Origin of the sequence: Rhizobium tropici CIAT 899 (assembly GCF_000330885.1) — a bacterium.
Classification (GTDB): Bacteria; Pseudomonadota; Alphaproteobacteria; order Rhizobiales; family Rhizobiaceae; genus Rhizobium; species Rhizobium tropici.
The window spans coordinates 1,259,237-1,283,938 of the sequence record NC_020059.1 but is presented as its reverse complement, the minus strand read 5'-3'; the positions used below and the strand labels follow the sequence as shown (position 1 = coordinate 1,283,938).

The following is a 24,702-nucleotide window of genomic DNA, read 5'->3' as shown; positions in this document are numbered from 1 at the left end:
GAGAAGATCAAGAAAATCAAATGCTCGGAGCGCGATGAAACCCGAAATCGAGGCTCATCGCGATCCGCCGAGACAACCGAAACGAAACGATTTCCATGGCTTCGCGCGCTTATAGCATTCCCAATCTGCTCACTTACGGCCGCATTCTCTGCGTACCCCTGATCGTTCTATGCTTCTTCATCGAAGGCAAGCTGGAGGGTTCGGATTTCGCGCGCTGGGTCGCGCTCTGGATTTTCGTCATTGCCTCGATCACCGATTTCCTCGATGGCTATCTTGCGCGCATCTGGAACCAGACCTCCAATATCGGCCGCATGCTCGATCCGATCGCCGACAAGCTGTTGGTCTCCGCAATCCTGCTGCTGGTCGCGGCCGACGGCACCATTGCCGGCTGGTCTCTCTGGGCTGCCATCATCATTCTCTGCCGCGAAATCCTGGTTTCGGGCCTGCGCGAATATCTGGCTGCGCTAAAGGTCAGCGTTCCCGTGACGCGCATCGCGAAATGGAAGACGACCGCCCAGCTCGTGGCTATCGCTTTCCTGCTGGCTGGGCCTGCGGGCGACAAGGTGCTACCCTATACGACGGAGATAGGCATCGTCCTGCTCTGGGTCGCAGCGCTTTTGACCATCTATACCGGCTACGATTATTTCCGGGCCGGGCTGAAGCATGTCGTGGATGAGGAATGATGACGAAGCTCGTCTATTTCGCCTGGGTGCGCGAGCGGATCGGCAAAGCGGAAGAGGAGATTTCCCTACCCGCCGATGTCGTCACCGTCGGCGATCTCCTGAGTCATTTGAAGGGCTTGGGCGAAGAGTACGAGGCGGCACTTCAATTCCCTCAGGCGATCCGCGTCGCGATCAATATGGAGCACGCCGAGCACGACGAGCTGATCGCCGGAGCGCGGGAGATCGGGCTTTTCCCGCCGATGACGGGAGGGTGAGGAGCGATCGGGCAACGCCCGAGCAATCGATCCAGTGAATCGATTGCAGCGACGAACGCCCAGAGCAAGAGCGAAGGGCCGAGCGGACTCCCCAAACTGATTGAGAAGTCGATCAAGGAAATTGCGATGATTGCACCATTCGTCAAAGTTCAGCGCGAGGATTTCGAACTCCAGACGGAAATCGACCGACTAACCGACGGGCGACGCGATATCGGCGCTGTCGTCACCTTCTCCGGGCTCTGCCGTGACGAAGGCGGCACTTTGGGTGCGCTGGAACTCGAACATTATCCCGGCATGGCGGAAGCGGAGATCGACCGCATCGCCAAGCTTGCCATCGAACGTTTCGAGCTTCTTGGCCTGACTGCCATTCACCGCTACGGCAAGATCGCACCTGGCGAAAACATCGTGCTCGTCATTGCCGCGGCACCGCATCGGCAGGCGGCTTTCGACGGCGCCAATTTCGTTATGGATTTTCTGAAAACCTCTGCGCCCTTCTGGAAGAAGGAACACGGCAAGGATGGCACGCAAGGCAGCTGGGTTTCCGCCAAGGATGCCGACGATGCCGCGCGGGCCAAGTGGGCCGGCAACAAGTAGGCTTCAGGGCACCACTCGTTCACGGCGGCTCAACACCAGCAGCAGCACCAGCAGCGAGAAGATGACGAAATCGCGCCAAAGGAACGGACCGTAAGCTCCCCACATCGTCTCCGTCAGGCCGAGGAGCGCAGCCCCGCCGGCCGACTTCAGCGGCTCGGAATAGCCGCCGACGGCCGCAATCATCAGCACCTTCAGCCCGAACATCAGTCCCGCCCCGAAATCCATGGTTCCGTAGTAGGAAGTGGCGAGCAGACCGCAGATGGTCGCGACCATAGCGGAGGCGACATAGGCCATCAGAAAGACACGGCTGGCGCTGGCGCCACATAGTTCGGCGGCAAGCGCGTCGTCGGTGACGGCACGCCAGATGCGGCCCCATCCGGTGCATTTGAGGACATAGGCACCTATAAAGATAACGAGGATCATCAGGACGGTGTTAAGTAGCTGGATTTCGGTCAGTGTGACGCGGAAGCCGCCGCTATCCCAGAACACGACTGCACCGTTCAGAAAGGGCGGCAGCCAGATGCCGCGCGTACTAGACGCCAGCCGCGCCGTTTCCATCAGGATGATCATCATGCCAAGCGCTGCGACGATGACCGTATTCGGCGACTTGCGCGATAGCGGCAGCATGATCGCGCGGCCGACCAGAAAGCTGGTGCCGATCGTATAACCGACGGCGATCACGGCCCCGAAAGCAAAGGCGGCCGGCAGGATGAGATACATCTTCGTATAACCGACGTCCGTGAAGAGCACGAGCATCTGGCCGGCAAAGGCGAACAACGCGCCGTAGGTGATATCGGCCCGCTTCATGACCCCGAAGGCAATGGAATAGCCGAAGGCCAGCGTCGCATAAAGTGCAGCGAGCGGAACGGCATTCGCCAATTGCTGCAGAAGATAGGCCATTCCACCCCTCCGAAGAACGAGCAAATAGTAACTGGCAAAATTCATTTTACCAGTTATAATTTTTGTTATGAGCTTTACTTGGACTCCACATCGCTTTTCCGGTGGCGCGCTTGCGCTCGATGTCGCCAACAGCGTGATCCTGCGCCATGACGACGAGCGCCGGATCGACCGTTTCGAGGCGGCAGGACAGATGGATAGCTTTCCGAAGGCGGCAGCCAATTTCTGCGCCGAACGGACGCTCTTCGGCGATATCCTGCCGGTGAAGCGTGAAAACCGAACCGATTTCATCGCCCTCCGCGAATTGATCGATCGTTATTTCCGGGCACGCGTTCTTGGAGAGAGTGCCGATCTGCTGCTCGCCGATCTGCTTGCGGCATTGGCTGGGGTCCTGAAGCGCGCGTCCTCCGATGGGCTCGATGCCGCAACCGTGCGTTCGACGCTGCGCCTCATCGCCATGCCCGATCCGGAACGAATGAAAATATGCCGCAACTGCGGCTGGCTCTTTATCGACCGCAGCAAGAACAAGAGCCGCGCCTGGTGCGACATGGCGGTTTGCGGCAACCGGGCCAAAGCCAGCCGGCACTACCGGCGCAAGAAAGAGGAGACTGCGCCATGACGATGCGAAAGATCATGCTGACAATGATAGGTGCCGGGATCGTCGCCGGCCTGGCGCTGGCTGGCTGCCAGCGGGAGGACGATGAGGGCCCGACCCAGCTCACCGGCCGCCTCTTCGTGTTCAACTACCGGGTGGCGAGCGCAAGCTACATGATCACGCTCAAGAAGATCGCCCCGATACCGGAGGGAACAAAGGCGATCGCGGAATTCGAAAATCCCGCCGGCGGCGATCCGCTTGTTGTCAACCAGAAGATCTATACATTCTGGGATAAGATCACGCTGGAAAGTCCGGACCTCCATTGCGTCCGCAAGGACCGCCCCTATTCCGTCTCGATCAAGCTGGTCGATGCCAGCGACAAGACGATCCAGACGATCAAGACGGAGGTCAAATCCGATCTCGACCAGACCGTGCTGCCGACGAAGCCACTGGTCGTCGGCCCGGTCTATACCGCCAATCCCGATGTCTTCAAGGGCGATGGCAGCGCCGACTACGGGCATGATGCCGCCTGCCCGGCATAAACGGAGATAAGCTGCGTTTCCTTGAGTTTGAAGGCGTTCGCGGGGCAGTCCCCTCTCCCCGCCTGCGGGGAGAGGGTTAGGGTGAGGGGCCGTCTGCGAAAACAGTCATTGTTCGACGCCATCGCTGTTCCAGCAATGAAGCCGTTAGTAAAAAACAGAGTTGCCACTTCTGATGCCGAATTCTGAAGACGATAAGTTTGCATTCAGACGATAGTCTGCTGCCCCTCACCCCAGCCCTCTCCCCGCAAGCGGGGAGAGGGAGTCTAACTTGCTGGCATGAAAAAAGCCGGGATGCGAGGTCCCGGCTTCCATGAGTCATTTCAAATCGTTCAGCGCTGAAGCTGAAAGGCTGATTCAGCCGACGATTTCGGTTTCCGAGAACCAGTAGGCGATTTCGACGGCAGCCGTTTCCGGAGCATCCGAGCCGTGAACGGAGTTTTCGCCGATCGACAGAGCGAAGGTCTTGCGGATCGTGCCCTCGTCAGCGTTGGCCGGGTTGGTCGCGCCCATGATTTCGCGGTTCTTCAGGATGGCGTTTTCGCCTTCGAGAACCTGAACGATGGTCGGGCCGGAGGTCATGCCTTCAACGAGTTCGCCGAAGAACGGACGTTCCTTGTGAACGGCGTAGAAGCCTTCAGCTTCCCGCTTGCTCATCCAGACACGCTTGGAGGCGATGACGCGCAGGCCGTTGTCTTCGAAAACCTTGGTGATGGCGCCGGTCAGGTTGCGCTTCGTCGCGTCCGGCTTGATCATCGAGAAAGTACGTTCAATCGCCATGGGTCCATTCCTTGTAATCAGAGAAAAGTGGGCGGTCTTTACCTGCCCCAAGGCCCGAAAACAAGGGGGATCGGCCAATTTCACGCCGCTGTCACAGTCCGGACATCCGATTCGCAATCGACCGATGGCATTGCGACGGTTTATTCGCAAACTCGGCGGCAACATCGCCGCACCATTGAGGAGAGGTCATATGCTCAAACATTTCAGGATGCTTGCCGACTACAATCGTTGGGCCAATGTTCAGGTCTACAACGCCGCGGCAGACCTCAGCGACGCGGAATTCCACGAGGATCGCGGCGCGTTCTTCGGTTCGCTCCACGGAACGCTAAATCATCTGCTGATAGCGGACCGGCTGTGGATGCACCGTTTCAACGGCACCGGTGGGGTGCCGGCGTCACTCGAGACCGTCCTTCATGACACCCTGAAAGGACTTTGCAGCTTACGGGAGGCGGAAGATCGAAATATCATCATGTGGCTGGAAACACTCGATGCCGACGCGCTTGCCGTCGATCTCACCTATACCTCGATCCTGCGGCCGGGCGCCATCACCGTTCCCCTCCATGCGGCGGTATCCCATATGTTCAACCACCACACCCACCACCGCGGCCAGTGCCATACCATCCTCACATCCATGGGCAAGCCGTCGCTGGTGCTGGATCTGCTGAACTTCCTGCGTAGTGAAGGAACACGCTGGATGTGAGCGGAAAGCGAATTGCTGTTTTCCGCTTTCGCCAAAACGTTGAGCACCTGCCTCATTTTGTTGCGACGCAGCGTGAATAAGGCATTTTGTTCAGGTTCCCTTAACCTGCCGACCTGCAAATTGATAAGATATATCAGCTCACGGTCAGAAGCAGGCATGAAGAACTCGCAGACAAGCGTTTCGGCATATTCCATCGATAATGATGAAACGGAAACCGAGCTTGAGGTTATCGGCCGCTTCATGACGCGGCTGAAGGTCAAGAACCTGCCGCGCAACTATCAGCTCTTTCATGAGGCGCTTTACGGGCAGGATCGCCGTCTTGCCGAAGAAATCGAGGCACTTGGCCCCCTTCCCTCGCAAAGCGGGCTCGACGAAATCGGCCTGAAGCACCGCCTCGTCAGCCATTGCGGGCTGGTGGCGCGCAAATCGGAAAGCGATGCGGCGGAAATGCTGCGCGAAGTGGCCGAGCAGCTCGCCATGGGCTTGATGAAGAAACAGCGTTTTGCCCGCGAGATCGATGCGGCACCGCATGCCAGTGCCGCCCTCGACAGTCTCAATGCGACGCTCAGCAACCTCATGCTCTACGAAACCGAGTTGACCGAGCGGCTGCGCAACTGCGCCAACCTCTCGAAATCCTCGTAAAAGGCTGGCGCCTAAGCGACTTCGCGCTCTTGCCTTCGGCGTCGAGTTCGGCCAAAACCGCGCCATGATTTCGATTTCAGACCTTTCCGCCCGCATTGCCGGCCGCCTTCTCATCGATCATGCCAGCGTGACGCTTCCGGCGGGCACGAAGGCTGGCCTCGTCGGCAAGAACGGTGCTGGCAAATCCACGCTGTTCAGGATCATCACCGGCGATTTTGCTGCCGAAAGCGGCTCGGTCTCGATCCCGCGCAATGCGCGCATCGGCCAGGTGGCGCAGGAGGCCCCCGGCACTGAAGAACCTCTGATCGATATCGTCCTGGCAGCGGATAAGGAGCGCTCCGCACTGCTCGCGGAAGCCGAAACCGCGACCGATCCGCACCGCATCGCCGATATCCAGACGCGGCTTGCCGATATCGATGCGCATTCGGCCGAAGCGCGTGCCGCCAGCATCCTCGCCGGCCTCGGCTTCGACCATGAAGCGCAGAAGCGTCCCGCCTCCTCCTTCTCCGGCGGCTGGCGCATGCGCGTGGCTCTTGCGGCCGTACTGTTTTCCGAGCCGGATCTGCTGCTGCTCGACGAGCCGACGAACTATCTCGACCTTGAAGGCACGCTCTGGCTTGAGGACTATATCCGCCGCTACCCTCACACCGTCATCATCATCTCGCACGACCGCGATCTTTTGAACACGGCTGTCAACTCCATCGTGCATCTCGACCAGAAGAAGCTCACCTTCTATCGCGGCTCCTACGACCAGTTCGAGCGGCAGAAGGCCGAGGCCGACGAACTGCAGATGAAGGCGAAGGCGAAGAACGACGCGGCACGCAAGCATCTGCAGAGCTTCATCGACCGCTTCAAGGCCAAGGCCTCGAAGGCGCGACAGGCGCAGTCGCGCGTCAAGGCGCTGGAGCGCATGGGCACCGTCGCCGCCGTCATCGAAGACCATGTGATGGGCTTCAGCTTTCCGGAGCCGGAGAAGCAGCCCGCCTCACCGATCATCGCGATCAGCGGCGGTGCCGTTGGCTACGAGCCGGGCAAGCCTATCCTCAAGCGCCTGAACCTGCGCATCGATGCCGACGACCGCATCGCGCTGCTCGGCTCCAACGGCAACGGCAAATCGACCTTCGCGAAGTTCATTTCAGGCCGGCTGGGCGCGGAGAGCGGCGAAGTCAGGCTCGCACCGAACCTGAAGATCGGCTTCTTTGCCCAGCATCAGCTCGACGATCTCATTCCGAACCAGACCGCCGTCGAACATGTCCGCCGCCGCATGCCTGAGACACCGGAAGCGAAGGTCCGCGCCCGCGTTGCACAGATGGGCTTGGCGACGGAGAAGATGGACACGCAGGTCAAGGATCTCTCCGGCGGCGAGAAGGCGCGCCTTCTCATGGGCCTTGCCGCCTTCGACGCACCGAACCTGCTGATCCTCGACGAACCGACGAACCATCTCGATATCGACAGCCGCAATGCGCTGATCCAGGCGCTGAACGATTATTCCGGTGCGGTCATCCTGATCTCACACGACCGCCACCTGATCGAAGCCACCGTCGATCGTCTCTGGCTGGTGCGTGACGGTACGGTCACGACCTTCGACGGCGATCTCGAAGAATACCGCAGCCTCGTCGTCGCTAGCCCGAAGTCGAAGGACGAGAAGGCCAAGATGAACGGCATCGACGATTCCGTTTCCAAAGCGGATCAGCGCAAGCTCAACGCCGATCGGCGCGCGTCGCTAGCGCCGCTCAAGAAGAAGATCAACGAAATCGAATCCTTGACCGGCAAGCTTGAGAAACTGATTCAGGCCCTTGATGCAGAACTTGCGGATCCCGCCCTCTACGAGAAGGCACCGGCAAAGGCTGCGGAAAAGGCAAAGCAGCGCGCCGATGCCGCCGAGAAGCTTGCGGCAGCCGAGGAGCAGTGGCTGGAACTTTCATCGGAATATGAAAGCGGCATGGCCGGCTGAAGCTGACTGCTTGTTAAGGAATTCGCGGTCGCTCCTAACCGATCATTAACCATAACTGCAGAATATGCGCTCAACTTTCATAGACATAGTGTTGAGCGATTCTGATGAACTACCGTCTGTTGCTGGCTGGCCTTGCCGTGTCCCTGGCTCTCGGAGGATGCGCCACGAAGCCAGGCAATGAAGCGTCGCTCAAGAGCAGCTATGCCGCCGAGGAGCCGCGCCACAAGCCGCTGAAGGCCAACGATCCCATCGAGATGGAGCCGAAGAAATGGCTCGTCGCCGATCTCGAAACCCGGGATGACCTGGCCGGCATGGGCGGCCCGCACAATCTTGCCGGCCGCACGCTCGAAGTCTCGTCGCTCAAGGATATCAGGCTCGCCGACAAGGAGGTCATTCTGACCTTCGACGATGGTCCGGCTCCTGGCAAGACGGAGCGCATTCTCGCTACGCTCGACAAGTTCGGCGTTAAGGCGGCGTTCATGATGGTCGGGGAGATGGCACAAGCTCACCCAGCGACGGCACGCGAAGTTCTCGCCCATGGCGATGCGATCGGCAGCCACACCTTCCGCCATCCCGATCTCGACAAGATGACTTTCGACGCGGCGATGACCGAGATCGCCCGCGGCAAGGATGCCGTCACCAAGGCGATCGGCACGGACGTTCCCTTCTTCCGCTTCCCCTACCTTGCCGACTCCAAGCGCCTGCGCTCCGCCATCGCGGCCCGCGACATGATTGTCATGGATGTCGATATCGACAGCAAGGATTACTTCACTTCGAAGCCCGCCTCTGTGGTCGATCGCACCATGAAGCAGCTCCATCAGCGCGGCCGCGGTATCGTCCTGATGCACGACATCCACCAACGCACTGTCAGGATGCTGCCTGCTCTCCTGAGCAGGCTGGAGAATGAGGGCTACAAGGTCGTCACGCTGAAATACAAGCGCGAACCGGGTCCGGCGACCAATCTCGTCGCGCAGGCCGGCACCAAGATGGTCCGCTGAGCCGGGTAATACCGAAAAATCTATGACCAATACGGCGCGGAAGCACGGTTGCTTCAACGCCCGTATTTTGGTTTGCTGATGCTTCATCACCATCAGCAATAGAATCCGGAGCCGCCATGCACCTCCACCTCGAACGCGACGACGATCCGCAAACCTTGCAATTCGTCGCCAAAATGGATGCGGACTCCGAGCGGCTGCTAAAGACGCCGGAATTCGAGGCGGACCGCGATGCCATCAAGGAGATGATCGAACGCGAGGACCGGTTGATCACCACCACTCGGCGCGGCAACTGGCTGTTCGATTTTCATCGCAGCGCCGATCATCCGCTCGGTCGCTGGTACCGGCTGTCGGCCGATCTTGCCCCTCTACCCGATGCTCCCTGGGAACCGATCTTCAATCTCGACGCCTTCTGCGCCAAAGAGGGCAGAAAATGGCTCTGGCGCGGCGCCATCACCTGCCCCTGGGAGCCGACGCGCGTGCTGCTTTGCCTTTCCGATGGCGGCTCCGATCCCATTCGGATGCTCGAATTCGATTGCGAGACGAAGAGCATCGTCGAAGGCGGCTTCGACACGCCGGCCGTGCGCAGTCACGCGACCTGGCTCGGCCGTGACGAAATCGCCTATTTCGGCTCCATCGACCGCGAATCCTCGACGCGTTCCGGCTGGCCGCGCGTCGGCCGCCGCCTGAAACGCGGACAGTCGCCGGCGGATGCGCCCGTGCTCTATGCCGCCGATGACAGCGACATCTATGGCTCCTGTTCGATCTTCGATCCGCAGCTCGCTGGTCTTGCGACGGGAGATGCGGCCAAGCCGATCCGGATCTTCAGCGCAGGTCACGAAATCGGCAGCGCCAGCCATTTCATCGAGGATCGGGACGGCTCGCTGCGGCGGATCGACCTGCCGAAGGATGCCGAGTTCGGATTCAACCACTCTCATCTGATCTGGCTTGCCAAGACCGATGAACGGATTCCGGCCGGCAGCCTGGCCCTGCAGCCCTTGCCACGGGAGGCCGGCAAGAGCGATGCTGATGAAAGACGCATTCTGTTTTCGCCCAATGAGCGACAATCGGTTTCGCAATTCCTGCTGCTGCGCGAATGGTGCGTCTTCATTGTCTCGGACAATATGCAACCGCATCTCTTCGTTCTCGATCTGACCAGGACCGATGCCGAAATCCGCGAAATCGCACTGCCGGCGGATGTTCAGACAGTGTCGGTCGCACCGCTCTATTCCGATCTGCATCTCGGCGATGATACGCTGCAGGTCTATGGCGCGGGCTTTCTGCAGCCGCCCACCTCCTACCGGCTGGATCTTGGCGATCGCCAGACTCCGCTTGAACTCAGGCACATTGCCAGCTCCCCAACCTATTTCGACAGCGAAGGTATGAGTTCCGTCCTGCTGGAAGCCACTTCGGAAGACGGCACGAAAATTCCCTATCATATCGTCCTGCCGAGAAGCTGGACCAAGGGTGAACTGCCGGTGCTGATGTATGGCTATGGCGGCTTCGACGTCTCGCTTGGCCCCTATTATTCCGGTGTCATTGGCCGCTGGCTGGAGCAAGGCAACGCCTATGTCATGGCCTATATTCGCGGCGGCAGCGAATTCGGGCCGAACTGGCACCGTGCTGCCAAAGGGCACGGGCGCCACAAGGCCTTCGCGGACTTTGCCGCCGTCGCCCGCGATCTCGTCGCCCGCGGCTATACCAAGCCGTCGCGCATTGCCGGCAATGGCGGCAGCAATGGTGGACTTTTGACTGGCGTCATGACGACACGCTATCCAAAGGATTTCGGTGCCATCTGGTGCCAGGTGCCTGTCCTGGATATGACCCGCTTTCATGTCTTCCCGGCCGGAAAAGCCTGGATCGACGAATATGGCGATCCCGACAATCCGGCGGACCGCGATTACCTGGTGACCTATTCCCCGCTGCACAATGTCAAGGCTATCTCCGAGATCACTTATCCGTCGATCTACATCGAAAGCTCGAGTAATGACGACCGGGTTCACCCCTCTCATGCCCGGCGTTTTGCGGCTCAATTGGAAGCGCTCGGCCATCACCCGCTGTTCCACGAATTCGGCTCGGGCGGCCATGGCGGTGACGGCGCTTCGACGGAACGCGCGACACGTACCGCGCTGGGCTACAGCTTCCTGCGGGAAACGATCGTGAAAGGCAAAAACCTATAGGCCCCTCTTGCGGTTCGAGCAAAAATCAATGGTTGCACGAGCTTCCGATACGCTTGAAACGCGTCGAGGGGCGTGATTAGCTGCAGCCGTGATCACGAAGAGCGGGCGAACCCGCCCGCTCGTATCCGGGGGGAGTAATAGATGGATCGTCGTTCATTTCTGCGCAAGGCCGGCGTCGCCGGTGCGGGTTCGGTGGCAGCTGCCGCAACGCTTGCTGCTCCGGCCATTGCCCAGAGCAATCCGAAGATCAACTGGCGTCTGACATCGTCGTTTCCGAAATCGCTCGATACGATCTATGGCGGCGGCGAAGTGCTGTCGAAATATGTGTCTGAAGCCACAGACGGCAATTTCAACATCCAGGTCTTTGCGGCCGGCGAAATCGTGCCTGGTCTGCAGGCGGCCGACGCGACCTCGGCCGGAACCGTCGAAGCCTGCCATTCGGTCGCCTATTATTATTGGGGCAAGGATCCGGTCTGGGCCTTGGGAGCTGCCGTTCCTTTCGCGCTCAACGCCCGCGGCATGAATGCCTGGCAATATCACGGCGGCGGCATCGACATGTTCAACGAATTCCTGGCGACGCAGGGGCTGATCGGCTTCCCGGCCGGTAATACCGGCGTGCAGATGGGGGGCTGGTTCCGCAAGGAAATCAATACGGTTGCCGATCTCAAGGGTCTGAAGATGCGCATCGGCGGCTTTGCCGGCAAAGTGGTCGAACGCCTCGGCGTCGTGCCACAGCAGATCGCCGGCGGCGATATCTATCCGGCGCTGGAAAAAGGCACGATCGATGCGGCCGAATGGGTCGGCCCCTATGACGACGAGAAGCTCGGCTTCTACAAGGTCGCGCCCTACTACTATTATCCCGGCTGGTGGGAAGGCGGCCCGACGGTGCATGTCATGTTCAACAAGGCGGCCTATGAAGGCTTGCCGAAGGCCTATCAATCGCTGCTGCGCACGGCCGCGCAGGCGACCGACGCGAACATGCTGCAGAAATACGATTACCTGAACCCGGCAGCCATCAAGCGGGTCGTTGCAGAAGGGGCGAAGCTTAGACCCTTCAGCACCGAGATCATGAATGCCTGCTTCGACAAGGCCAACGAGGTCTATGCCGAGATGGAAGCCAACAACCCGACCTTCAAGAAGATCTGGGAATCGATCAAGGGCTTCCGCGGCCAGCACTATCTCTATACCCAGGTCGCCGAGTACAGCTACGACGTCTACATGATGACGCTGCAGCGCTCTGGGAAGATTTGAGTGGGGCAATTGGCGACATAGCCTTTCCGGGCGGAGTTTGTCCCAAGCTCCGCCCAAGCGAATTGATGGCCGAGAATAAAGACTTGCCGTTTCTCACGCGAAACGAAATTCCTGTGGTTGATTAATATTTCAACTCAATTCTCTCCTGCGTTGTTGCTAGCTATTATTGTCTCAACGCTGGGGAATTTTATGAACCGAAAACAATTTGCAATAATCGCCTTATTGCCACTCGCCGCTTGCGCCAAACGTCCCGATGCCATTGTTCCTACAGAAATTCCAATGGCTGCTTATTCCAACCTTGATTGCACAGGCCTCACCCGAGAACTCAGTGCCGAACAAGGAAAACTGACGGCCCTTTCGAAAGACCAGAACAACGCCGCCAACGGCGATGCCTTCGGTGTCTTCCTGGTTGGCGTGCCTATGTCCAGCGTGACAGGTGGTGATAAGGAAGGCCTTGTCTCCGTCACCAAAGGTAAGGTCCTATCCATTCAAAATACGATGAAGGCCAAAGGCTGCAAATGATACTTATTCCGAAGCAGGCGAGGTAATATCTCAGGTCAGTATTTTGGCACAGATGAATACCTTCTCCCCAAAGGGAGGAGGTATTCTTGCTTTTAATTAAACGACGGAGGCTGGCTGAGATCGTTGGCTGGCGGCTTCGGCTGATCGCCGCCGCCCTGATCCGCCGGCTTGCCGTCAAGCGGATTGCCGCCTGGAAGCTGCAGCCCCGGCAGACCGAGGCCACCGCCATTGTCCTGGCCGGGCGCGCCGAAGCCGGGGACCTCGATCTTGATCGTGTTGGGATCGACGCCCGTGCCTGCTCCCTTGTAGTGCATGACCATCTGCGGGAACATGATCGTCAATGCCACCATCAGGATCTGGATGCCGACGAAAGGCACGGATCCCCAATAGATCTGGCCGGTCGTGACGGGCGCGATCTGCTTGCCCGTCACCCTGTCGAGATAGGGCACACGGGCAGCGACCGAGCGGAGATAGAACAGCGCGAAACCGAAGGGCGGGTGCATGAAGCTCGTCTGCATGTTGATGCCGAGCAGGACACCGAACCAGATGAGATCGATGCCCAGCTTGTCGGCTGCCGGCGCCAGCAGCGGCACGATGATGAAGGCAAGCTCGAAGAAATCGAGGAAAAAGGCCAGCACAAAGACGAGGATGTTGACCGCGATCAGGAAGCCGACCTCGCCGCCGGGCAGCGACACCAGCAGATGCTCAACCCAGACATGGCCGTTGACGCCGTAGAAGGTCAGCGAAAAGACGCGCGAGCCGATCAGGATGAACAACACGAAGGCTGAAAGCCTTGTCGTCGAGGTCAGCGCGGAGCGGACGACCTCCATGCTCAGCCGACCTTTGGCAGCTGCCATTATGAGCGCACCGACCGCGCCCATGGCACCGCCCTCCGTCGGTGTCGCGATGCCGAGGAAAATGGTGCCCAACACGAGGAAAATCAACGCCAGCGGTGGAATGAGGACAATAATGACCTGCTGCGCCAGCCGGGACATCACGTTGAGCTTCATCCCCTTGTCGAGCACCGCGATCGCATAGATGAAGGCGACGCCGACAGTTGCGCCGAGAATGTCGGCGTTTTCGCCATAGGCGGGGGTCAGGTAAACGTGCGCGGCATAGGCCACGCCGGCGCATATCAACAATGCGATCAGCAAGGACATGACGCCGGAGCCAAGCGAGCGAGCCTCCTTCGGCAATGCCGGCATGGAGTTCGGCTTCACGATCGACATGATCAATACATAGAGCATGTAGAGACCGGTCAGCACCAGGCCGGGAATGAGCGCGCCGGCATACATATCGCCAACGGAACGACCGAGCTGGTCGGCAAGCACGATCAGGACGAGCGACGGCGGAATGATCTGCGCCAGCGTGCCGGAAGCGGCGATGACGCCGGAGGCGACCCGCCGGTCATAGCCATAACGCAGCATGATCGGCAGCGAGATCAGCCCCATGGCGATAACCGAAGCCGCGACGACGCCGGTGGTGGCCGCCAGCAGCGCGCCAACGAAAATCACCGCATAGGCAAGACCGCCGCGGATCGGCCCGAACAACTGGCCGATCGTGTCGAGCAGGTCTTCGGCCATGCCGGATCGCTCCAGAACGATGCCCATGAAGGTGAAGAATGGGATCGCCAGCAGCGTGTCGTTCGACATCACCCCCCAGAAGCGGTCCGGCAGCGCGTTGAGAAGCGGCCATGATAGATTAATGGTGCCGCCCGAATAGGGCGCGAGCTCGACGCCGATCCAGAAGAACAGCAGCCCGTTCGCAGCAAGCGCGAAGGCGACCGGATAACCCAGAAGCAGGAAAATGATCAGCGAGGCAAACATGATCGGCGCCATGTTCACGGCGATGAATTCGATCATCAGCGCGCCTCCCCGGCCGGGGTTTCGATATCGAGCGGCGCATGCGTCGGTACATAGGGCGTCGGATCATCCACATCGCCGCGCATGACGGCGATCTTCTTGATGATCTCGGAGATCCCCTGCAGCGCCAGCAAAAAGAAGCCCGCCAGCAGCAATGCCTTGCCCGGCCAGATGATCAGGCCTCCGGCGCTGGAAGACACCTCTCCGGACATGAACGAGGTGCGGACGTAGGGCACGAGATCGTAGACCATCAACAGCACGAAGGGCATTAGGAACAGGCAGTGGCCGAGGAGATCGATCCAATGCTGCACCCGGCGCGACAGCGACCCGTAGACGATGTCGATGCGGATATGCTCGTTTTGGCGCAGCGTGTAGGCGGCGGCGAGCATGAAGGCTGCGCCGAACAGATACCATTGCGCTTCCAGCCAGGCATTGGACGAGATGTTGAAGACCTTACGGACGATCGCGTTTCCGGCGCTGACCAAGACGGCCACCAGAATAAGCCATGAGACCGATTTTCCAATGATCTCAGTCAAATAGTCGACGATTCGGCTGAAGCCGAGCAATGTTTTCATGATTTCCCCCCGCAGCGATTCTTCCCGGATCTTTTGGCCGCGCAGTGGAAGAGTGCCGATTTCAGGCTGTGAATCAAGAGCCCGCACCCGTTTTCCAAGCATGATGACGCCTGGCCACGATGGTCCAAGATTGGGCCTGACTCCTGCATTTGCGATTTGCCGCCCTTGCCCACATGCGGCATTCTGATAAAGATCGCATCAATAATCATACTAATCGAGAGACGCACATGTCCCCCATCAACCTCGCTATCGTCGGTGTCGGCAAGATCGTCCGCGACCAGCATCTTCCGTCCATCGCGAACAATGCGGATTTCAAATTGATCGCCACGGCAAGCCGTCATGGCACCGTCGAAGGCATTCCCGCTTTCACGACGATCGAAGCCATGCTCGATGCCGTGCCTGACATCGATGCCGTTTCTCTCTGCATGCCGCCGCAATATCGTTATGAAGCCGCCTACAAGGCGCTTTCGGCCGGCAAGCATGTTTTCATGGAAAAGCCGCCGGGTGCGACGCTGAGTGAAGTTGCCGACCTTGAAAACCTCGCCAAGGCCAAGGGCGTGTCGCTCTTTGCTAGCTGGCACTCGCGCTATGCTCCGGCGGTGGAGGCTGCAAAGAGCTTCCTCGCCAGCACCAATATCCGTAGCGCTCACGTAATCTGGAAGGAAGATGTCCGCCACTGGCATCCGAACCAGGAATGGATCTGGCAGGCCGGCGGGCTCGGCGTCTTCGATCCGGGCATCAATGCGCTGTCGATCGTCACCCATATCCTGCCGCCGCTTTTCCTGACCGGCGCGACACTCGAATTCCCGGAAAATCGCGATTCGCCGATCGCGGCCGACCTGCACTTCAAGAGCGGGACCGGCCTTCCGGTCCACGCCGAATTTGACTGGCGCCAGACCGGCAAGCAGAGCTGGGATATTGTCGCAGAGACGGATGCCGGCCGGATGGTTCTGGCCGAAGGCGGCTCCAAGCTTTCCGTCAATGGCGAGCTCACATTCTCGGCGCCCGAAGCCGAATATCCCTCGCTCTATCGCCGTTTTGCGGAGATCGTCAAAGCCGGGACATCCGACGTCGATCTTTCGCCGCTGCGCCACGTCGCCGATGCCTTCATGCTCGGCAAGCGCAAATTCGTTGAAGCATTTTACGATTGATGAGGCTTTCCCGGTGAAGACAATGCCGCCCGCGGCGTGCTAGCGTGGCGCATCGTCTTCACTGGAGAGATGCCTATGGCATCGGAGCATGAACAATCTTTTGGCCTCGGCGTCGGTAACAAATCCGTCAAGCTCGCCGACCCGAACCAGAGCTGGCATGAAGCCTATTTGCTGGAGGAAGCTGCCATTCGCAAGGCTCTCGGAGACCTTGCCGTCGATGTCCAGCATTTCGGCAGTACCTCGATCCCAACGATAAAGGCCAAGCCGATCATCGATATTGCCGTCGGCGTGCGGCGTTTCGAGGATGGGCTTGCCTGTGTCGAGCCGATGGCGTCTATCGGCTACGTCTATGCCGGCAGCAATATCGTCCCGGACGACCATATTTTCGGTCGTGACATTCAAGGGGATACCCGCACGCACCTCGTGCATGTGGTCGAATATGGCGGCCCGACCTGGCGCAACTTCCTGATCTTTCGCGACCGGTTGCGCCGAGAGCCGGATCTGGCGCATGCCTATGAGGCACTGAAGATCGAGCTTGCGGCAAAATATGCCAATGATCGCGCGTCCTATACGGCGGCGAAGAAGGATTTCATCCAGAAGATCCTGTCGGAAGGCGCGTAAAGCACCTTCCCGCCAAATCGGAAGAAGGTCAGGCCTTCTTCTCCCAGCGGCCGTCCTGCGTCTGCTGCCAGTAGGTGAGGTTATGTCCCTCGCCTTTCAGGCGCTTCCATTGGGCACGCGCGCTTTCCAACTGTTCCTGATCGTAGCCGTCGAACATCAGCACGACGCGCTGATAGGTCCCAACATCCGTTGCCTCGGCCCCGTCGATGAAGAAACGCACCGAGGCATTATTTATGTTCTCAGAGGAAATGGTCAGCAGCACCGGCTGCTTGTCTGCCATGTCGCCTTCCTCCGTGCCATGCGGTAGAAAGCTGTCCTCGCGATAGGTCCATAGATGGCTATCGAGGAGATCGCGCCGGGCCGGCTCGCGCATCTGCACGGCGACCTGCCAGCCACGTTCGACGCTCTTGTCGATCAGCGGCGGCAGGGCGTCTTCAAGCTTCGATTCCGTCAGATGATAGAAGAGAACGTCGGTCATGGCGCCTCTTCTAGAGCAATTCCAGGAAAAGTGCGAAGCGGTTTTCCGTTCGGAATGCGTCACAAGGGAAGGATAGCGCATTTTCGCGATTCGAAGAAAAGCGGAAAGGCGCTATCTTACAAAATCGGGCTGGTCACGATTCGTAATTGGCACGGACCAGTTCATCGAGCAGGCGCACGCCGAAGCCGGAACCCCAGGACTGATTGATCTCGTCCTGAACCGAGCCCATCGCCGTGCCGGCAATATCGAGATGTGCCCAGGGCGTGTCGCCGACAAAGCGCTTGAGGAACTGGGCGGCTGTGGTCGAGCCGGCATGGCGTCCGCCGGTATTCTTCATATCGGCGAACTTGCTGTCGATCATCTTGTCGTAGTCCTTGCCAAGCGGCATGCGCCAGAGACGCTCATCGGTCGCAAGACCAGCCGCCGTCAGTTCGCCCGCGAGCTTATCGTCATTGCTGAAGAGGCCGGCCTGCAGATTGCCGAGCGCCACGAGGATCGCGCCGGTCAAGGTTGCCAGATCGATCATGAACTGCGGCTTGAAGCGGTCATTCGTGTACCAGAGCGCATCGCAAAGAACGAGCCGGCCTTCGGCATCGGTATTGATGATTTCGATGGTCTGGCCGGACATGGAGGTGACGATATCGCCCGGACGCTGCGCATTGCCGTCGGGCATATTTTCGACAAGACCGATGACGCCGATGGCGTTGACCTTGGCTTCGCGCGCGGCAAGCGTATGCATGAGGCCGGTGACGGCTGCCGCGCCGCCCATGTCGCCCTTCATGTCTTCCATGCCGGCCGCCGGCTTGATGGAAATGCCGCCGGTGTCGAAGACGACGCCCTTGCCGATGAAGGCGACTGGCTTGTCCTTCGCCTTGCCGCCCTTCCATTGCATGATCACGAGCCGCGGCGGCCGGGCAGAACCCTGCGCGACGCCAAGCAGAGCCGCCATGCCGAGCCGGCGCATCTCACGCTCCGTCAGGATCTCGATCTCGACACCGAGCTTTTCCAGCTCCTTGGCCTTGGCAGCAAATTCGACGGGGCCGAGGACATTCGGCGGCTCGTTGACGAGATCGCGCGCGAGAATCACGCCGCCGGCCACGGCTTCGGAGGCCGCATAGAGCTTCTTGGTGGCTGCCGCCTCCTGTGTGACGATCGTCACCTTCACCGCCTTGCGGGAGGCTCCCTTCTCGTCGTCATCGCCCTTCTTCGTCTTGTAGGTATCGAAGCTGTAGGCGCGCAGAAGCATGCCCAAGGCAAAATCGGCGGCCTCCTTGGGGCCGACATCGATGTTGGGCGCATCAAGGAAGATCGCAACCTTCTCAGTATTGCGGATTTTTGCCGCCGCACTGCCGCCGAGTTTCAGCCAGTCGTGCGCGGTCAGGTTCCTGGCCTTGCCGGCCCCGATGACGATGATTCGATCGGCGGGCGAGGCCTCAGGCGCGATGAGATCCAGACTGCTCAGCACCTTGCCTTTGAAGCCGGATACAGGTGCGGCTCGGGCGAAAACATTCGCAGGATCGGCGCTCTCCGCCCCCGCCGGCAGTTCACTGTCCGTGTCTTTCAGGAGAATGGCCAGACCGCCGCTGAGACGAGCCGACTTGGCGAAGGAAATCTCGAATTTCACAGACATTTCTGCTCCGATAAATATACGTCGTAGTGAGAGAATTTTGCACAACCATCATTCAAGGTCTCCCTAAGGAATACAAGCTTTCGACGCGGTATTCTCTCCATAAGGGATGTCCGGCCTCTTCAAATCCCTGTCATTCAGCGGGATTAGGCTAGTGGGATGGTGTTTAACCGCCTCGGCGGTGCAATTCTCGCCGGGAAGCCGCCTTGATCATAGATTTCAACAGCATCAACCGCGAAGATCGTTTTCCGGAGGTTCTACGGCCACGCACGGCGGGCGATGCCTTCATTGCCCTCTTCTGTCTCTGGTGGGCTTTGCTGGGTCTGTTTTCCCTTTTTCCACAGATCGATCTCAGTATCGCGAACATGTTCTTCCAACGGCAGCAATGCCTTGGAAGCACAAGGCCTGACCAGATCTGTGGCATTTTTCCTTATAGCAGCGATCAGCACATGCGCCTGCTGAGGGAAATCTTCTTTCAACTACCCTATGTCGTCGCCTTCGTGCTGCTGTGGATGCTGCTCAGATGCTGGCGGGATCACGGCGCGACCTTCAATGCGCTCAGAGCCCGCAATCTCAAGGTGGCGCTCGGCTCCCTGCTCATCGGTCCGGTGCTGATCGTCAATCTGTGGCTGAAGGCGTTCTCGGGCCGCCCGCGGCCCCGGCAGACCGATCTCTTCGGTGGCCCCCTTGATTTCGTGCATGCCGGGTCCTTCGCCGGCAAATGTCTCAGCAACTGTTCGTTCATCTCCGGTGAGGCCGCGGCGGCCGGCTGGTTATTTTGCCTCATCCTCATCATCCCGCAGCCATTCCGATCGGCCGCGGCTCTGCCGATCGCGGCGGTTTCACTGCTGATTCCCGCGCTGAGAGTGGCTTTTGGCGCGCATTACGTCTCTGATGCCGTCCTCGGGTGGCTTTCTTCACCTGTCATATTCGCCGCCCTGCTGGCATTATCCCAAACGACACACGACAGAAAAATCTCGGAAAATTAACGAATTTTTTCGAGTTGGTTGTCGCCAAAAAAACTCAAACAGCGTAGAGGAGGGTGAATCTCTGTCGGCTCGCCCGGCAGCTGTTGCGTTTAAGGGCCGGCATGAAGTTATTCGAGACATATATCGTACGGCGTGTCGGTATGATGTTCCTGGTGGCACTGCTGCCGGTGCTCGCTATTATCTGGACCACCCAGGTTCTGCAGCGCATCAATCTCGTGACCGATAGCGGTCAGTCCATGGGCTCCTTCGCAAAGCTCGCGACGCTCATTCTGCCGACGATTATCCCGATCGTTCTGCCTTTCGCATTGGTCATCGGCATCACGCAGACCTTGACCGCGATGAACAGCGATTCCGAGCTGACCGTCATGGAAGCTGCCGGCGCGAAGCGCAGCATCATCATCCGCCCGATCATGATTCTCGCCATTGCGATTAGCGTGTTCTCCTTTTTCGTCGACAATGTCGTCGAACCGAGAGCCCGCGTCGCTGCCCGTCAGATGGTGGCCGAGGCCTATGCGGACCTTTTGTCCACAGTGATCGAAGAGAAGAACTTCCGGCGCATCGAGGACGGGCTCTATGTCCAGATTTCGCAGCGTCTGTCGGGACGCATCCTCAAGGGATTGTTTGTGGTCGATTCGCGCGATCCCGCCTTCGATCTCATCTATTATGCGAAGGAAGGGGCGGTCGACCCAAGCGGTACGTCGCTGCTCATGAAGGACGGTGAAGTTCACCGCAAGACACCCGACGGCACCGTCTCGGTCATCAAGTTCGATTCCTACTCTTTCGACCTCTCGGACATGACGCAAAGTCGCGGCCAGCCAAATGCGCGAGCCAGCGATCGCAGCCTCGGTTTCCTGCTCAATCCGGACACGAACGATCCGGACTATAAGCAAAGGCCTGGCGATTATCGGGCCGAGTTGCATCGCCGGCTCAACGACTGGGCATTGCCGGCAATCTTCGCGCTGATATCTCTGGTAATTGCGGGCGATGCGCGGTCACATCGCGAGGCGCGGCTGCATCCGATGGTATCGGCGCTGGGCATAGCGTTCGCGCTGCGCTGGGCTGATTTCTACGCCGCCAACCAGATTGACCATTCGACCAAATTCATTGGCGTTCTCTACGGCATCAATATCATCGCAGCCCTTATCGCGATTGTCCTCTTGCTGCGAAGCCGGAAGATGACAATGCCCGTCTCGATCCGCAACCGCCTCAACAGTTGGAGACAAAAAATCCAGGACCGCATGCCGACCGCACCGGGCAGCTCGAACGGGGGCGGTGCATGATTTTCGGCACGCTCTGGCGCTACTTCTTCACGCGTTACATCGTAACAACGTTCTGGTTCTTCCTCGGCGTCGTCTCGATCGTCTATCTCGTCGACTTCAGCGAGACCGCCGGGCGTCTTGCCGGACTGCCCGGATACACGGTGTCCGTCGGTTTGCTGATGACGGCGGTCAGACTGCCGTTCATCCTGCAGCAGACGGTACCGTTCATCGCGCTCTTCGTCGGGATGACGGTGCTGATCGCCCTCAACCGCCGCCGCGAACTGGTTATCGCGCGCGCGGCCGGCATCTCCGTATGGCAATTCATGACGCCCTTCGTGATGGGCGCCTTCTGCGTCGGTCTCATGACCATGCTCGCGCTTAATCCGGTTGCGGCATGGGGTCAGCGACATGCTGAAACAATCGAAGCCGACCTGCGCGGAGACCCGTCCTATCGCAATACGCTTTCTGTTCCATGGCTGCGCCAATCCAGCGGAAAAGACGACACGATCATCGGTGCCAAGGCCATTCTGAACAATGGAACGACGTTGACCGGTGTCGTGTTTATCCACTTTGATTCACAGGGAAATATCGTCCTGCGGCAGGATGCCGACTCGGCTAAGTTGCAAGATGGTTACTGGCTTCTTAACAATGTCGTCGAGCGGCGGCCTGGTGAAATTCCTGACCACAAGAGTTCGGTACAGGTTCGTACGAATCTGAAACAGGATTTCGTTTCGCAACGCTTGGCTCAACCGGAAACCATTGCTTTTTATGATCTTTCTAATCGAATAAAGGTCGCACGCTCCTTCGGCATATCGACCAACGCACTTGAGACACAGTTTTATTCGCTTCTGTCACAGCCATTCCTTCTGGTGGCAATGACGCTGATTGCGGCAACCGTGTCCCTAAAATTCAGTAGATTCAATCAATCGCGCTCTGTGATTCTGGGTGGAATCCTCTCCGGCTTCGTGCTTTATGTTGTCACCGTGCTTGTAAAGGCATTCGGGAGCAGCGGAGTGGTTCCTCCCTATGTGGCGACATGGATACCCGTGATCGTCGCATTGGCATTCGGGGCAACGATCCTGCTTCATCAGGAGGACGGCTAAGTGGCGGCAGGCAACCGCAAGAGTATCAGAAAGTTTGTGGCTGCCCTGGTTACGGGCACGGCCGCATGTGCATATATTTTGAGCCCGGTCGTCGCTTACGCCCAGGTCAACAATAATAATGCCAGCAATAACAATGGCGGTGCCGGCACTGCGACCTCCCCTATCAAGGTGAAGGTGCCGGACGGCGCAAAGCTAGTCCTTTCGTCCAACGAACTGGTCTATAACAAGGATACGCAGATCGTCACCGCAAGCGGTGCGGTCCAGATCAACTATGGCGGCTACAGGATGGTCGCTCAGCGGGTCGAGTATAATCAGAAATCCGGACGAATGACGGCGCTCGGCAATGTCGAGTTGATCACTCCGGACGGCAATCGCATGTACGGTGACAAAATGGACGTCACCGACAGCTTCTCCGACGGGTTCGTGAATGCCCTTCGCATTGAAATGCCTGACAATACCCGAATGGTCGCCGAAAAGGGCGAGCGTGTCGGCGGCAATCAGCTGATTCTTACAAAGGGCGTTTACACCGCCTGCATGGCCTGCTCCGAACAGGGACGTGCGCCGCTCTGGCAGGTCAAAGCACAACGCGTCGTCCAGAATGGCGTGACCCATACCATTCGTCTCGAGCACGCTCGCTTCGAATTGTTCGGCCTGCCGATCGCCTATATTCCGTGGGTCACGGTTCCCGACAATACGGTCAAGCGCAAGTCCGGCTTCCTGTTTCCGTCGGTGAGCGTTTCGCAGCGTCTCGGCGTTGGCGTAAAGGTTCCTTACTATTACGTCATTTCGCCGAGCATGGATGCGACGGTCACTGCCACGGGCTTCAGCAACCAGGGGCTGTTGCTCGAGGGTGAATTCCGCCAGCGTTTCGAGAATGGCACACATACCCTGCGCGTCGCCGGCATCAGCCAGATGAATCCGGACGCCTTCACGGCCGGGACGACTGATGCCGAGAACAAAACTCGCGGCATGATCAATTCCAAGGCCGATTTCAGGATCAATCCTCGCTGGACTTTCGGCTGGGACGTCATGGTGCAAAGCGATAACAATTTCTCGCGCACCTATGGACTGGACGGGCTCACCCAGAGCACCCATACGAACCAGGCCTATCTGACAGGTATCGGAAAGCGCAATTTCTTCGATATGCGCGCCTTCTACTATAACGTGCAGGATACAGACAATAACGCCACGGCACAAAAGCAGCAGGCATATGTCTATCCGAGCATCGACTATCACTACGTAGACCCGAAGTCGGTTTACGGGGGCGAGCTGTCGGCAACGATGAATTTCACGCACCTGTCGCGCGAGAAGACATCCGCACTCGACAACGTAGTCAATCTTGGCGATGCCAACTTGAACGACCGTTTCCTCGGTCTCTCCGGCGACTATACGCGCCTGAGCACTGAGGTGCAGTGGCAGCGTACCTTTACGACCGATGAAGGCCTTGTGCTGACGCCATTGGCGGCGGCGCGCGGTGACGTCTATGGTCTGGATATGAACTCGCCCAACTCTTTCGGCACATCGTTCAACTATCCTGGCAATTACGACACCAGCGACTATGCAACTCGTGGCATGGTCACGGCGGGGCTCGAAGCCAAGTATCCGTTCCTCATCACGACAAGCAACAGCACGCACGTGTTCGAGCCGATCGCACAGATCTATGTGCGGCCGGACGAACAGCTTGCTGGTCGGTTGCCGAACGAAGATGCACAGAGCTTCGTTTTCGACGCCACCAATCTCTTCGATCGTGACAAGTTCTCGGGCTTCGATCGCATCGAGGGTGGTACACGCGCGAATGTCGGGTGGCGTTATACGGCCAGCTTCGACAGCGGTTACAAGCTTCAGCATATCTTTGGACAGTCCTATCAGCTCGCGGGCCGCAACTCGTTTGCGACCGACGATCTGGCTGGCGTCGGTTCGGATTCGGGGCTTGAAACGACCCGTTCCGACTACGTCACCATGTTCGGTCTGACGACACCGCAAGGTATCTCGCTTGCGACATCCTATCGCTTCGACCAGAAGGATTTCGCTTTCAAGCGCGGCGATACATCCGTCGGCTTCTCGAACGATGTGTTCCAGACATCCTTGATCTACACGCATATTGCGGCCCAGCCGCAATATGGTTTCACCAGCAATCAGGATGAAATCCAGTCGCGCGCGCAGATCAAGTTCAAGGAATACTGGTCCGTCTTCGGCACAGTCAGCTATGATCTCAACAGCAATGAGATCACCCGCCAGGGCGTGGGTCTTTCCTACGAGGACGAATGCACGATCTTTACCGTGTCCTTCCTCGACAAGAAGGATTCGACGGCCAGCTCGGCAAGCAATTGGTCGATCGGCGCTCGCCTGACCTTCCGTACGCTTGGCGATGTCAACCTTGGCAGCGTCCAGGACGCGACATTCTGATATGAATCGAAACTGCAAAAGAGCCGGCTTCATCGCCGGCTCTTT

Annotated in this window: 24 protein-coding genes; 18 read left to right on the top strand and 6 right to left on the bottom strand. The window is 58.8% G+C overall.

The genetic code is table 11. The annotated features are described in order from the left end of the window. The first annotated feature begins 95 nt into the window (after positions 1-95). The 3 genes from pgsA (at position 96) to RTCIAT899_RS06225 (ending at position 1,531) form a co-directional block, all read left to right on the top strand. On the top strand, positions 96-683 hold the full coding sequence (gene pgsA, locus RTCIAT899_RS06235; RefSeq protein ID WP_015339389.1) for a CDP-diacylglycerol--glycerol-3-phosphate 3-phosphatidyltransferase: 588 nt from the start codon (positions 96-98) through the stop codon (positions 681-683). Continuing rightward, complete coding sequence (gene moaD / locus RTCIAT899_RS06230) at positions 683-937, top strand: molybdopterin converting factor subunit 1 (protein WP_041677842.1); 255 nt, start codon at positions 683-685, stop codon at positions 935-937. Before pgsA ends, moaD begins: the two co-directional genes overlap by 1 nt. Positions 938-1,063: 126 nt before the next feature. Further along, complete coding sequence (locus RTCIAT899_RS06225) at positions 1,064-1,531, top strand: molybdenum cofactor biosynthesis protein MoaE (RefSeq protein WP_015339387.1); 468 nt, start codon at positions 1,064-1,066, stop codon at positions 1,529-1,531. Between the two features lie 3 nt (positions 1,532-1,534). Here the strand turns inward: RTCIAT899_RS06225 and RTCIAT899_RS06220 are convergent, their stop codons facing one another. After that, positions 1,535-2,431 carry a branched-chain amino acid ABC transporter permease gene (locus tag RTCIAT899_RS06220; RefSeq protein WP_015339386.1) on the bottom strand — a complete coding sequence of 299 codons (897 nt, stop codon included), beginning with the start codon at positions 2,429-2,431 and terminating at the stop codon, positions 1,535-1,537. Positions 2,432-2,498: 67 nt separating this feature from the next. On the opposite strand from RTCIAT899_RS06220, the gene RTCIAT899_RS06215 reads away from it, so the two are divergent. Continuing rightward, on the top strand, positions 2,499-3,047 hold the full coding sequence (locus RTCIAT899_RS06215) for a CGNR zinc finger domain-containing protein (protein ID WP_015339385.1): 549 nt from the start codon (positions 2,499-2,501) through the stop codon (positions 3,045-3,047). Between the two features lie 2 nt (positions 3,048-3,049). Then, positions 3,050-3,565 (top strand): hypothetical protein, encoded by a 516-nt coding sequence (locus RTCIAT899_RS06210; RefSeq protein WP_376766866.1) that lies wholly within the window; start codon positions 3,050-3,052, stop codon positions 3,563-3,565. Between the two features lie 354 nt (positions 3,566-3,919). Here the strand turns inward: RTCIAT899_RS06210 and ndk are convergent, their stop codons facing one another. Further along, a complete protein-coding gene (gene ndk, locus RTCIAT899_RS06205) occupies positions 3,920-4,342 on the bottom strand; it encodes a nucleoside-diphosphate kinase (RefSeq protein ID WP_004122188.1) in 423 nt (140 codons plus the stop codon). A gap of 190 nt (positions 4,343-4,532) precedes the next feature. Here ndk and RTCIAT899_RS06200 point away from each other — a divergent pair, with 190 nt between their 5' ends. The 7 genes from RTCIAT899_RS06200 to RTCIAT899_RS06170 all read left to right on the top strand — a co-directional run bounded on the left by RTCIAT899_RS06200 (position 4,533) and on the right by RTCIAT899_RS06170 (position 12,586). After that, complete coding sequence (locus RTCIAT899_RS06200) at positions 4,533-5,042, top strand: DinB family protein (RefSeq protein ID WP_015339383.1); 510 nt, start codon at positions 4,533-4,535, stop codon at positions 5,040-5,042. A gap of 156 nt (positions 5,043-5,198) precedes the next feature. Beyond that, the gene (locus tag RTCIAT899_RS06195) at positions 5,199-5,684 is read left to right on the top strand and encodes a hypothetical protein (RefSeq protein WP_041677326.1); all 486 of its coding nucleotides are present in this window, start codon (positions 5,199-5,201) and stop codon (positions 5,682-5,684) included. Between the two features lie 64 nt (positions 5,685-5,748). After that, entirely contained in the window at positions 5,749-7,638 is a 1,890-nt protein-coding gene (locus tag RTCIAT899_RS06190) for an ABC-F family ATP-binding cassette domain-containing protein (protein WP_015339381.1), read from the top strand. 104 nt (positions 7,639-7,742) lie between these two features. Beyond that, entirely contained in the window at positions 7,743-8,636 is an 894-nt protein-coding gene (locus RTCIAT899_RS06185; RefSeq protein WP_015339380.1) for a polysaccharide deacetylase family protein, read from the top strand. 116 nt (positions 8,637-8,752) lie between these two features. Next, complete coding sequence (locus RTCIAT899_RS06180) at positions 8,753-10,813, top strand: prolyl oligopeptidase family serine peptidase (protein WP_015339379.1); 2,061 nt, start codon at positions 8,753-8,755, stop codon at positions 10,811-10,813. Positions 10,814-10,954: 141 nt separating this feature from the next. Beyond that, positions 10,955-12,064, top strand: a complete 1,110-nt coding sequence (dctP, locus tag RTCIAT899_RS06175; RefSeq protein ID WP_015339378.1) for a TRAP transporter substrate-binding protein DctP — start codon at positions 10,955-10,957, stop codon at positions 12,062-12,064. 189 nt (positions 12,065-12,253) lie between these two features. Then, positions 12,254-12,586: a hypothetical protein gene (locus RTCIAT899_RS06170; protein ID WP_041677325.1), complete on the top strand. Its 333-nt coding sequence runs from the start codon at positions 12,254-12,256 to the stop codon at positions 12,584-12,586. A gap of 92 nt (positions 12,587-12,678) precedes the next feature. Here the strand turns inward: RTCIAT899_RS06170 and RTCIAT899_RS06165 are convergent, their stop codons facing one another. Further along, complete coding sequence (locus tag RTCIAT899_RS06165) at positions 12,679-14,448, bottom strand: TRAP transporter large permease (protein ID WP_015339376.1); 1,770 nt, start codon at positions 14,446-14,448, stop codon at positions 12,679-12,681. Further along, positions 14,448-15,023, bottom strand: a complete 576-nt coding sequence (locus RTCIAT899_RS06160) for a TRAP transporter small permease subunit (RefSeq protein WP_015339375.1) — start codon at positions 15,021-15,023, stop codon at positions 14,448-14,450. Before RTCIAT899_RS06160 ends, RTCIAT899_RS06165 begins: the two co-directional genes overlap by 1 nt. Before the next feature lie 227 nt (positions 15,024-15,250). On the opposite strand from RTCIAT899_RS06160, the gene RTCIAT899_RS06155 reads away from it, so the two are divergent. Together RTCIAT899_RS06155 and RTCIAT899_RS06150 are read left to right on the top strand one after the other, a co-directional pair. Next, entirely contained in the window at positions 15,251-16,174 is a 924-nt protein-coding gene (locus RTCIAT899_RS06155) for a Gfo/Idh/MocA family protein (protein WP_015339374.1), read from the top strand. A 75-nt stretch (positions 16,175-16,249) separates the two neighbouring features. Further along, positions 16,250-16,795 (top strand): GrpB family protein, encoded by a 546-nt coding sequence (locus RTCIAT899_RS06150; protein WP_015339373.1) that lies wholly within the window; start codon positions 16,250-16,252, stop codon positions 16,793-16,795. 28 nt (positions 16,796-16,823) lie between these two features. On the opposite strand, the gene RTCIAT899_RS06145 is transcribed toward RTCIAT899_RS06150, so the two are convergent. Then, positions 16,824-17,273, bottom strand: a complete 450-nt coding sequence (locus RTCIAT899_RS06145; protein WP_015339372.1) for a DNA polymerase III subunit chi — start codon at positions 17,271-17,273, stop codon at positions 16,824-16,826. A gap of 133 nt (positions 17,274-17,406) precedes the next feature. Further along, on the bottom strand, positions 17,407-18,903 hold the full coding sequence (locus RTCIAT899_RS06140; RefSeq protein WP_015339371.1) for a leucyl aminopeptidase: 1,497 nt from the start codon (positions 18,901-18,903) through the stop codon (positions 17,407-17,409). A gap of 203 nt (positions 18,904-19,106) precedes the next feature. On the opposite strand from RTCIAT899_RS06140, the gene RTCIAT899_RS06135 reads away from it, so the two are divergent. The 4 genes from RTCIAT899_RS06135 (at position 19,107) to RTCIAT899_RS06120 (ending at position 24,657) form a co-directional block, all read left to right on the top strand. Then, a complete protein-coding gene (locus RTCIAT899_RS06135; protein ID WP_015339370.1) occupies positions 19,107-19,889 on the top strand; it encodes a phosphatase PAP2 family protein in 783 nt (260 codons plus the stop codon). A gap of 101 nt (positions 19,890-19,990) precedes the next feature. Next, complete coding sequence (locus RTCIAT899_RS06130; protein WP_041677323.1) at positions 19,991-21,169, top strand: LptF/LptG family permease; 1,179 nt, start codon at positions 19,991-19,993, stop codon at positions 21,167-21,169. Next, positions 21,166-22,251 carry an LPS export ABC transporter permease LptG gene (lptG, locus tag RTCIAT899_RS06125; protein ID WP_015339368.1) on the top strand — a complete coding sequence of 362 codons (1,086 nt, stop codon included), beginning with the start codon at positions 21,166-21,168 and terminating at the stop codon, positions 22,249-22,251. Before RTCIAT899_RS06130 ends, lptG begins: the two co-directional genes overlap by 4 nt. Beyond that, a complete protein-coding gene (locus RTCIAT899_RS06120; protein ID WP_015339367.1) occupies positions 22,252-24,657 on the top strand; it encodes an LPS-assembly protein LptD in 2,406 nt (801 codons plus the stop codon). The last annotated feature ends 45 nt before the right edge of the window (positions 24,658-24,702 follow it).

What these genes read in the sequence shown, in the direction of transcription:
- pgsA (WP_015339389.1), top strand. Translation starts at nt 96, where the DNA reads ATGGCTTCGCGCGCTTATAGCATTCCCAATCTGCTCACTTACGGCCGC.
- moaD (WP_041677842.1), top strand. Translation starts at nt 683, where the DNA reads ATGACGAAGCTCGTCTATTTCGCCTGGGTGCGCGAGCGGATCGGCAAA.
- RTCIAT899_RS06225 (WP_015339387.1), top strand. Translation starts at nt 1,064, where the DNA reads ATGATTGCACCATTCGTCAAAGTTCAGCGCGAGGATTTCGAACTCCAG.
- RTCIAT899_RS06220 (WP_015339386.1), bottom strand. Translation starts at nt 2,431, where the DNA reads ATGGCCTATCTTCTGCAGCAATTGGCGAATGCCGTTCCGCTCGCTGCA.
- RTCIAT899_RS06215 (WP_015339385.1), top strand. Translation starts at nt 2,499, where the DNA reads ATGAGCTTTACTTGGACTCCACATCGCTTTTCCGGTGGCGCGCTTGCG.
- RTCIAT899_RS06210 (WP_376766866.1), top strand. Translation starts at nt 3,050, where the DNA reads ATGCGAAAGATCATGCTGACAATGATAGGTGCCGGGATCGTCGCCGGC.
- ndk (WP_004122188.1), bottom strand. Translation starts at nt 4,342, where the DNA reads ATGGCGATTGAACGTACTTTCTCGATGATCAAGCCGGACGCGACGAAG.
- RTCIAT899_RS06200 (WP_015339383.1), top strand. Translation starts at nt 4,533, where the DNA reads ATGCTCAAACATTTCAGGATGCTTGCCGACTACAATCGTTGGGCCAAT.
- RTCIAT899_RS06195 (WP_041677326.1), top strand. Translation starts at nt 5,199, where the DNA reads ATGAAGAACTCGCAGACAAGCGTTTCGGCATATTCCATCGATAATGAT.
- RTCIAT899_RS06190 (WP_015339381.1), top strand. Translation starts at nt 5,749, where the DNA reads ATGATTTCGATTTCAGACCTTTCCGCCCGCATTGCCGGCCGCCTTCTC.
- RTCIAT899_RS06185 (WP_015339380.1), top strand. Translation starts at nt 7,743, where the DNA reads ATGAACTACCGTCTGTTGCTGGCTGGCCTTGCCGTGTCCCTGGCTCTC.
- RTCIAT899_RS06180 (WP_015339379.1), top strand. Translation starts at nt 8,753, where the DNA reads ATGCACCTCCACCTCGAACGCGACGACGATCCGCAAACCTTGCAATTC.
- dctP (WP_015339378.1), top strand. Translation starts at nt 10,955, where the DNA reads ATGGATCGTCGTTCATTTCTGCGCAAGGCCGGCGTCGCCGGTGCGGGT.
- RTCIAT899_RS06170 (WP_041677325.1), top strand. Translation starts at nt 12,254, where the DNA reads ATGAACCGAAAACAATTTGCAATAATCGCCTTATTGCCACTCGCCGCT.
- RTCIAT899_RS06165 (WP_015339376.1), bottom strand. Translation starts at nt 14,448, where the DNA reads ATGATCGAATTCATCGCCGTGAACATGGCGCCGATCATGTTTGCCTCG.
- RTCIAT899_RS06160 (WP_015339375.1), bottom strand. Translation starts at nt 15,023, where the DNA reads ATGAAAACATTGCTCGGCTTCAGCCGAATCGTCGACTATTTGACTGAG.
- RTCIAT899_RS06155 (WP_015339374.1), top strand. Translation starts at nt 15,251, where the DNA reads ATGTCCCCCATCAACCTCGCTATCGTCGGTGTCGGCAAGATCGTCCGC.
- RTCIAT899_RS06150 (WP_015339373.1), top strand. Translation starts at nt 16,250, where the DNA reads ATGGCATCGGAGCATGAACAATCTTTTGGCCTCGGCGTCGGTAACAAA.
- RTCIAT899_RS06145 (WP_015339372.1), bottom strand. Translation starts at nt 17,273, where the DNA reads ATGACCGACGTTCTCTTCTATCATCTGACGGAATCGAAGCTTGAAGAC.
- RTCIAT899_RS06140 (WP_015339371.1), bottom strand. Translation starts at nt 18,903, where the DNA reads ATGTCTGTGAAATTCGAGATTTCCTTCGCCAAGTCGGCTCGTCTCAGC.
- RTCIAT899_RS06130 (WP_041677323.1), top strand. Translation starts at nt 19,991, where the DNA reads ATGAAGTTATTCGAGACATATATCGTACGGCGTGTCGGTATGATGTTC.
- lptG (WP_015339368.1), top strand. Translation starts at nt 21,166, where the DNA reads ATGATTTTCGGCACGCTCTGGCGCTACTTCTTCACGCGTTACATCGTA.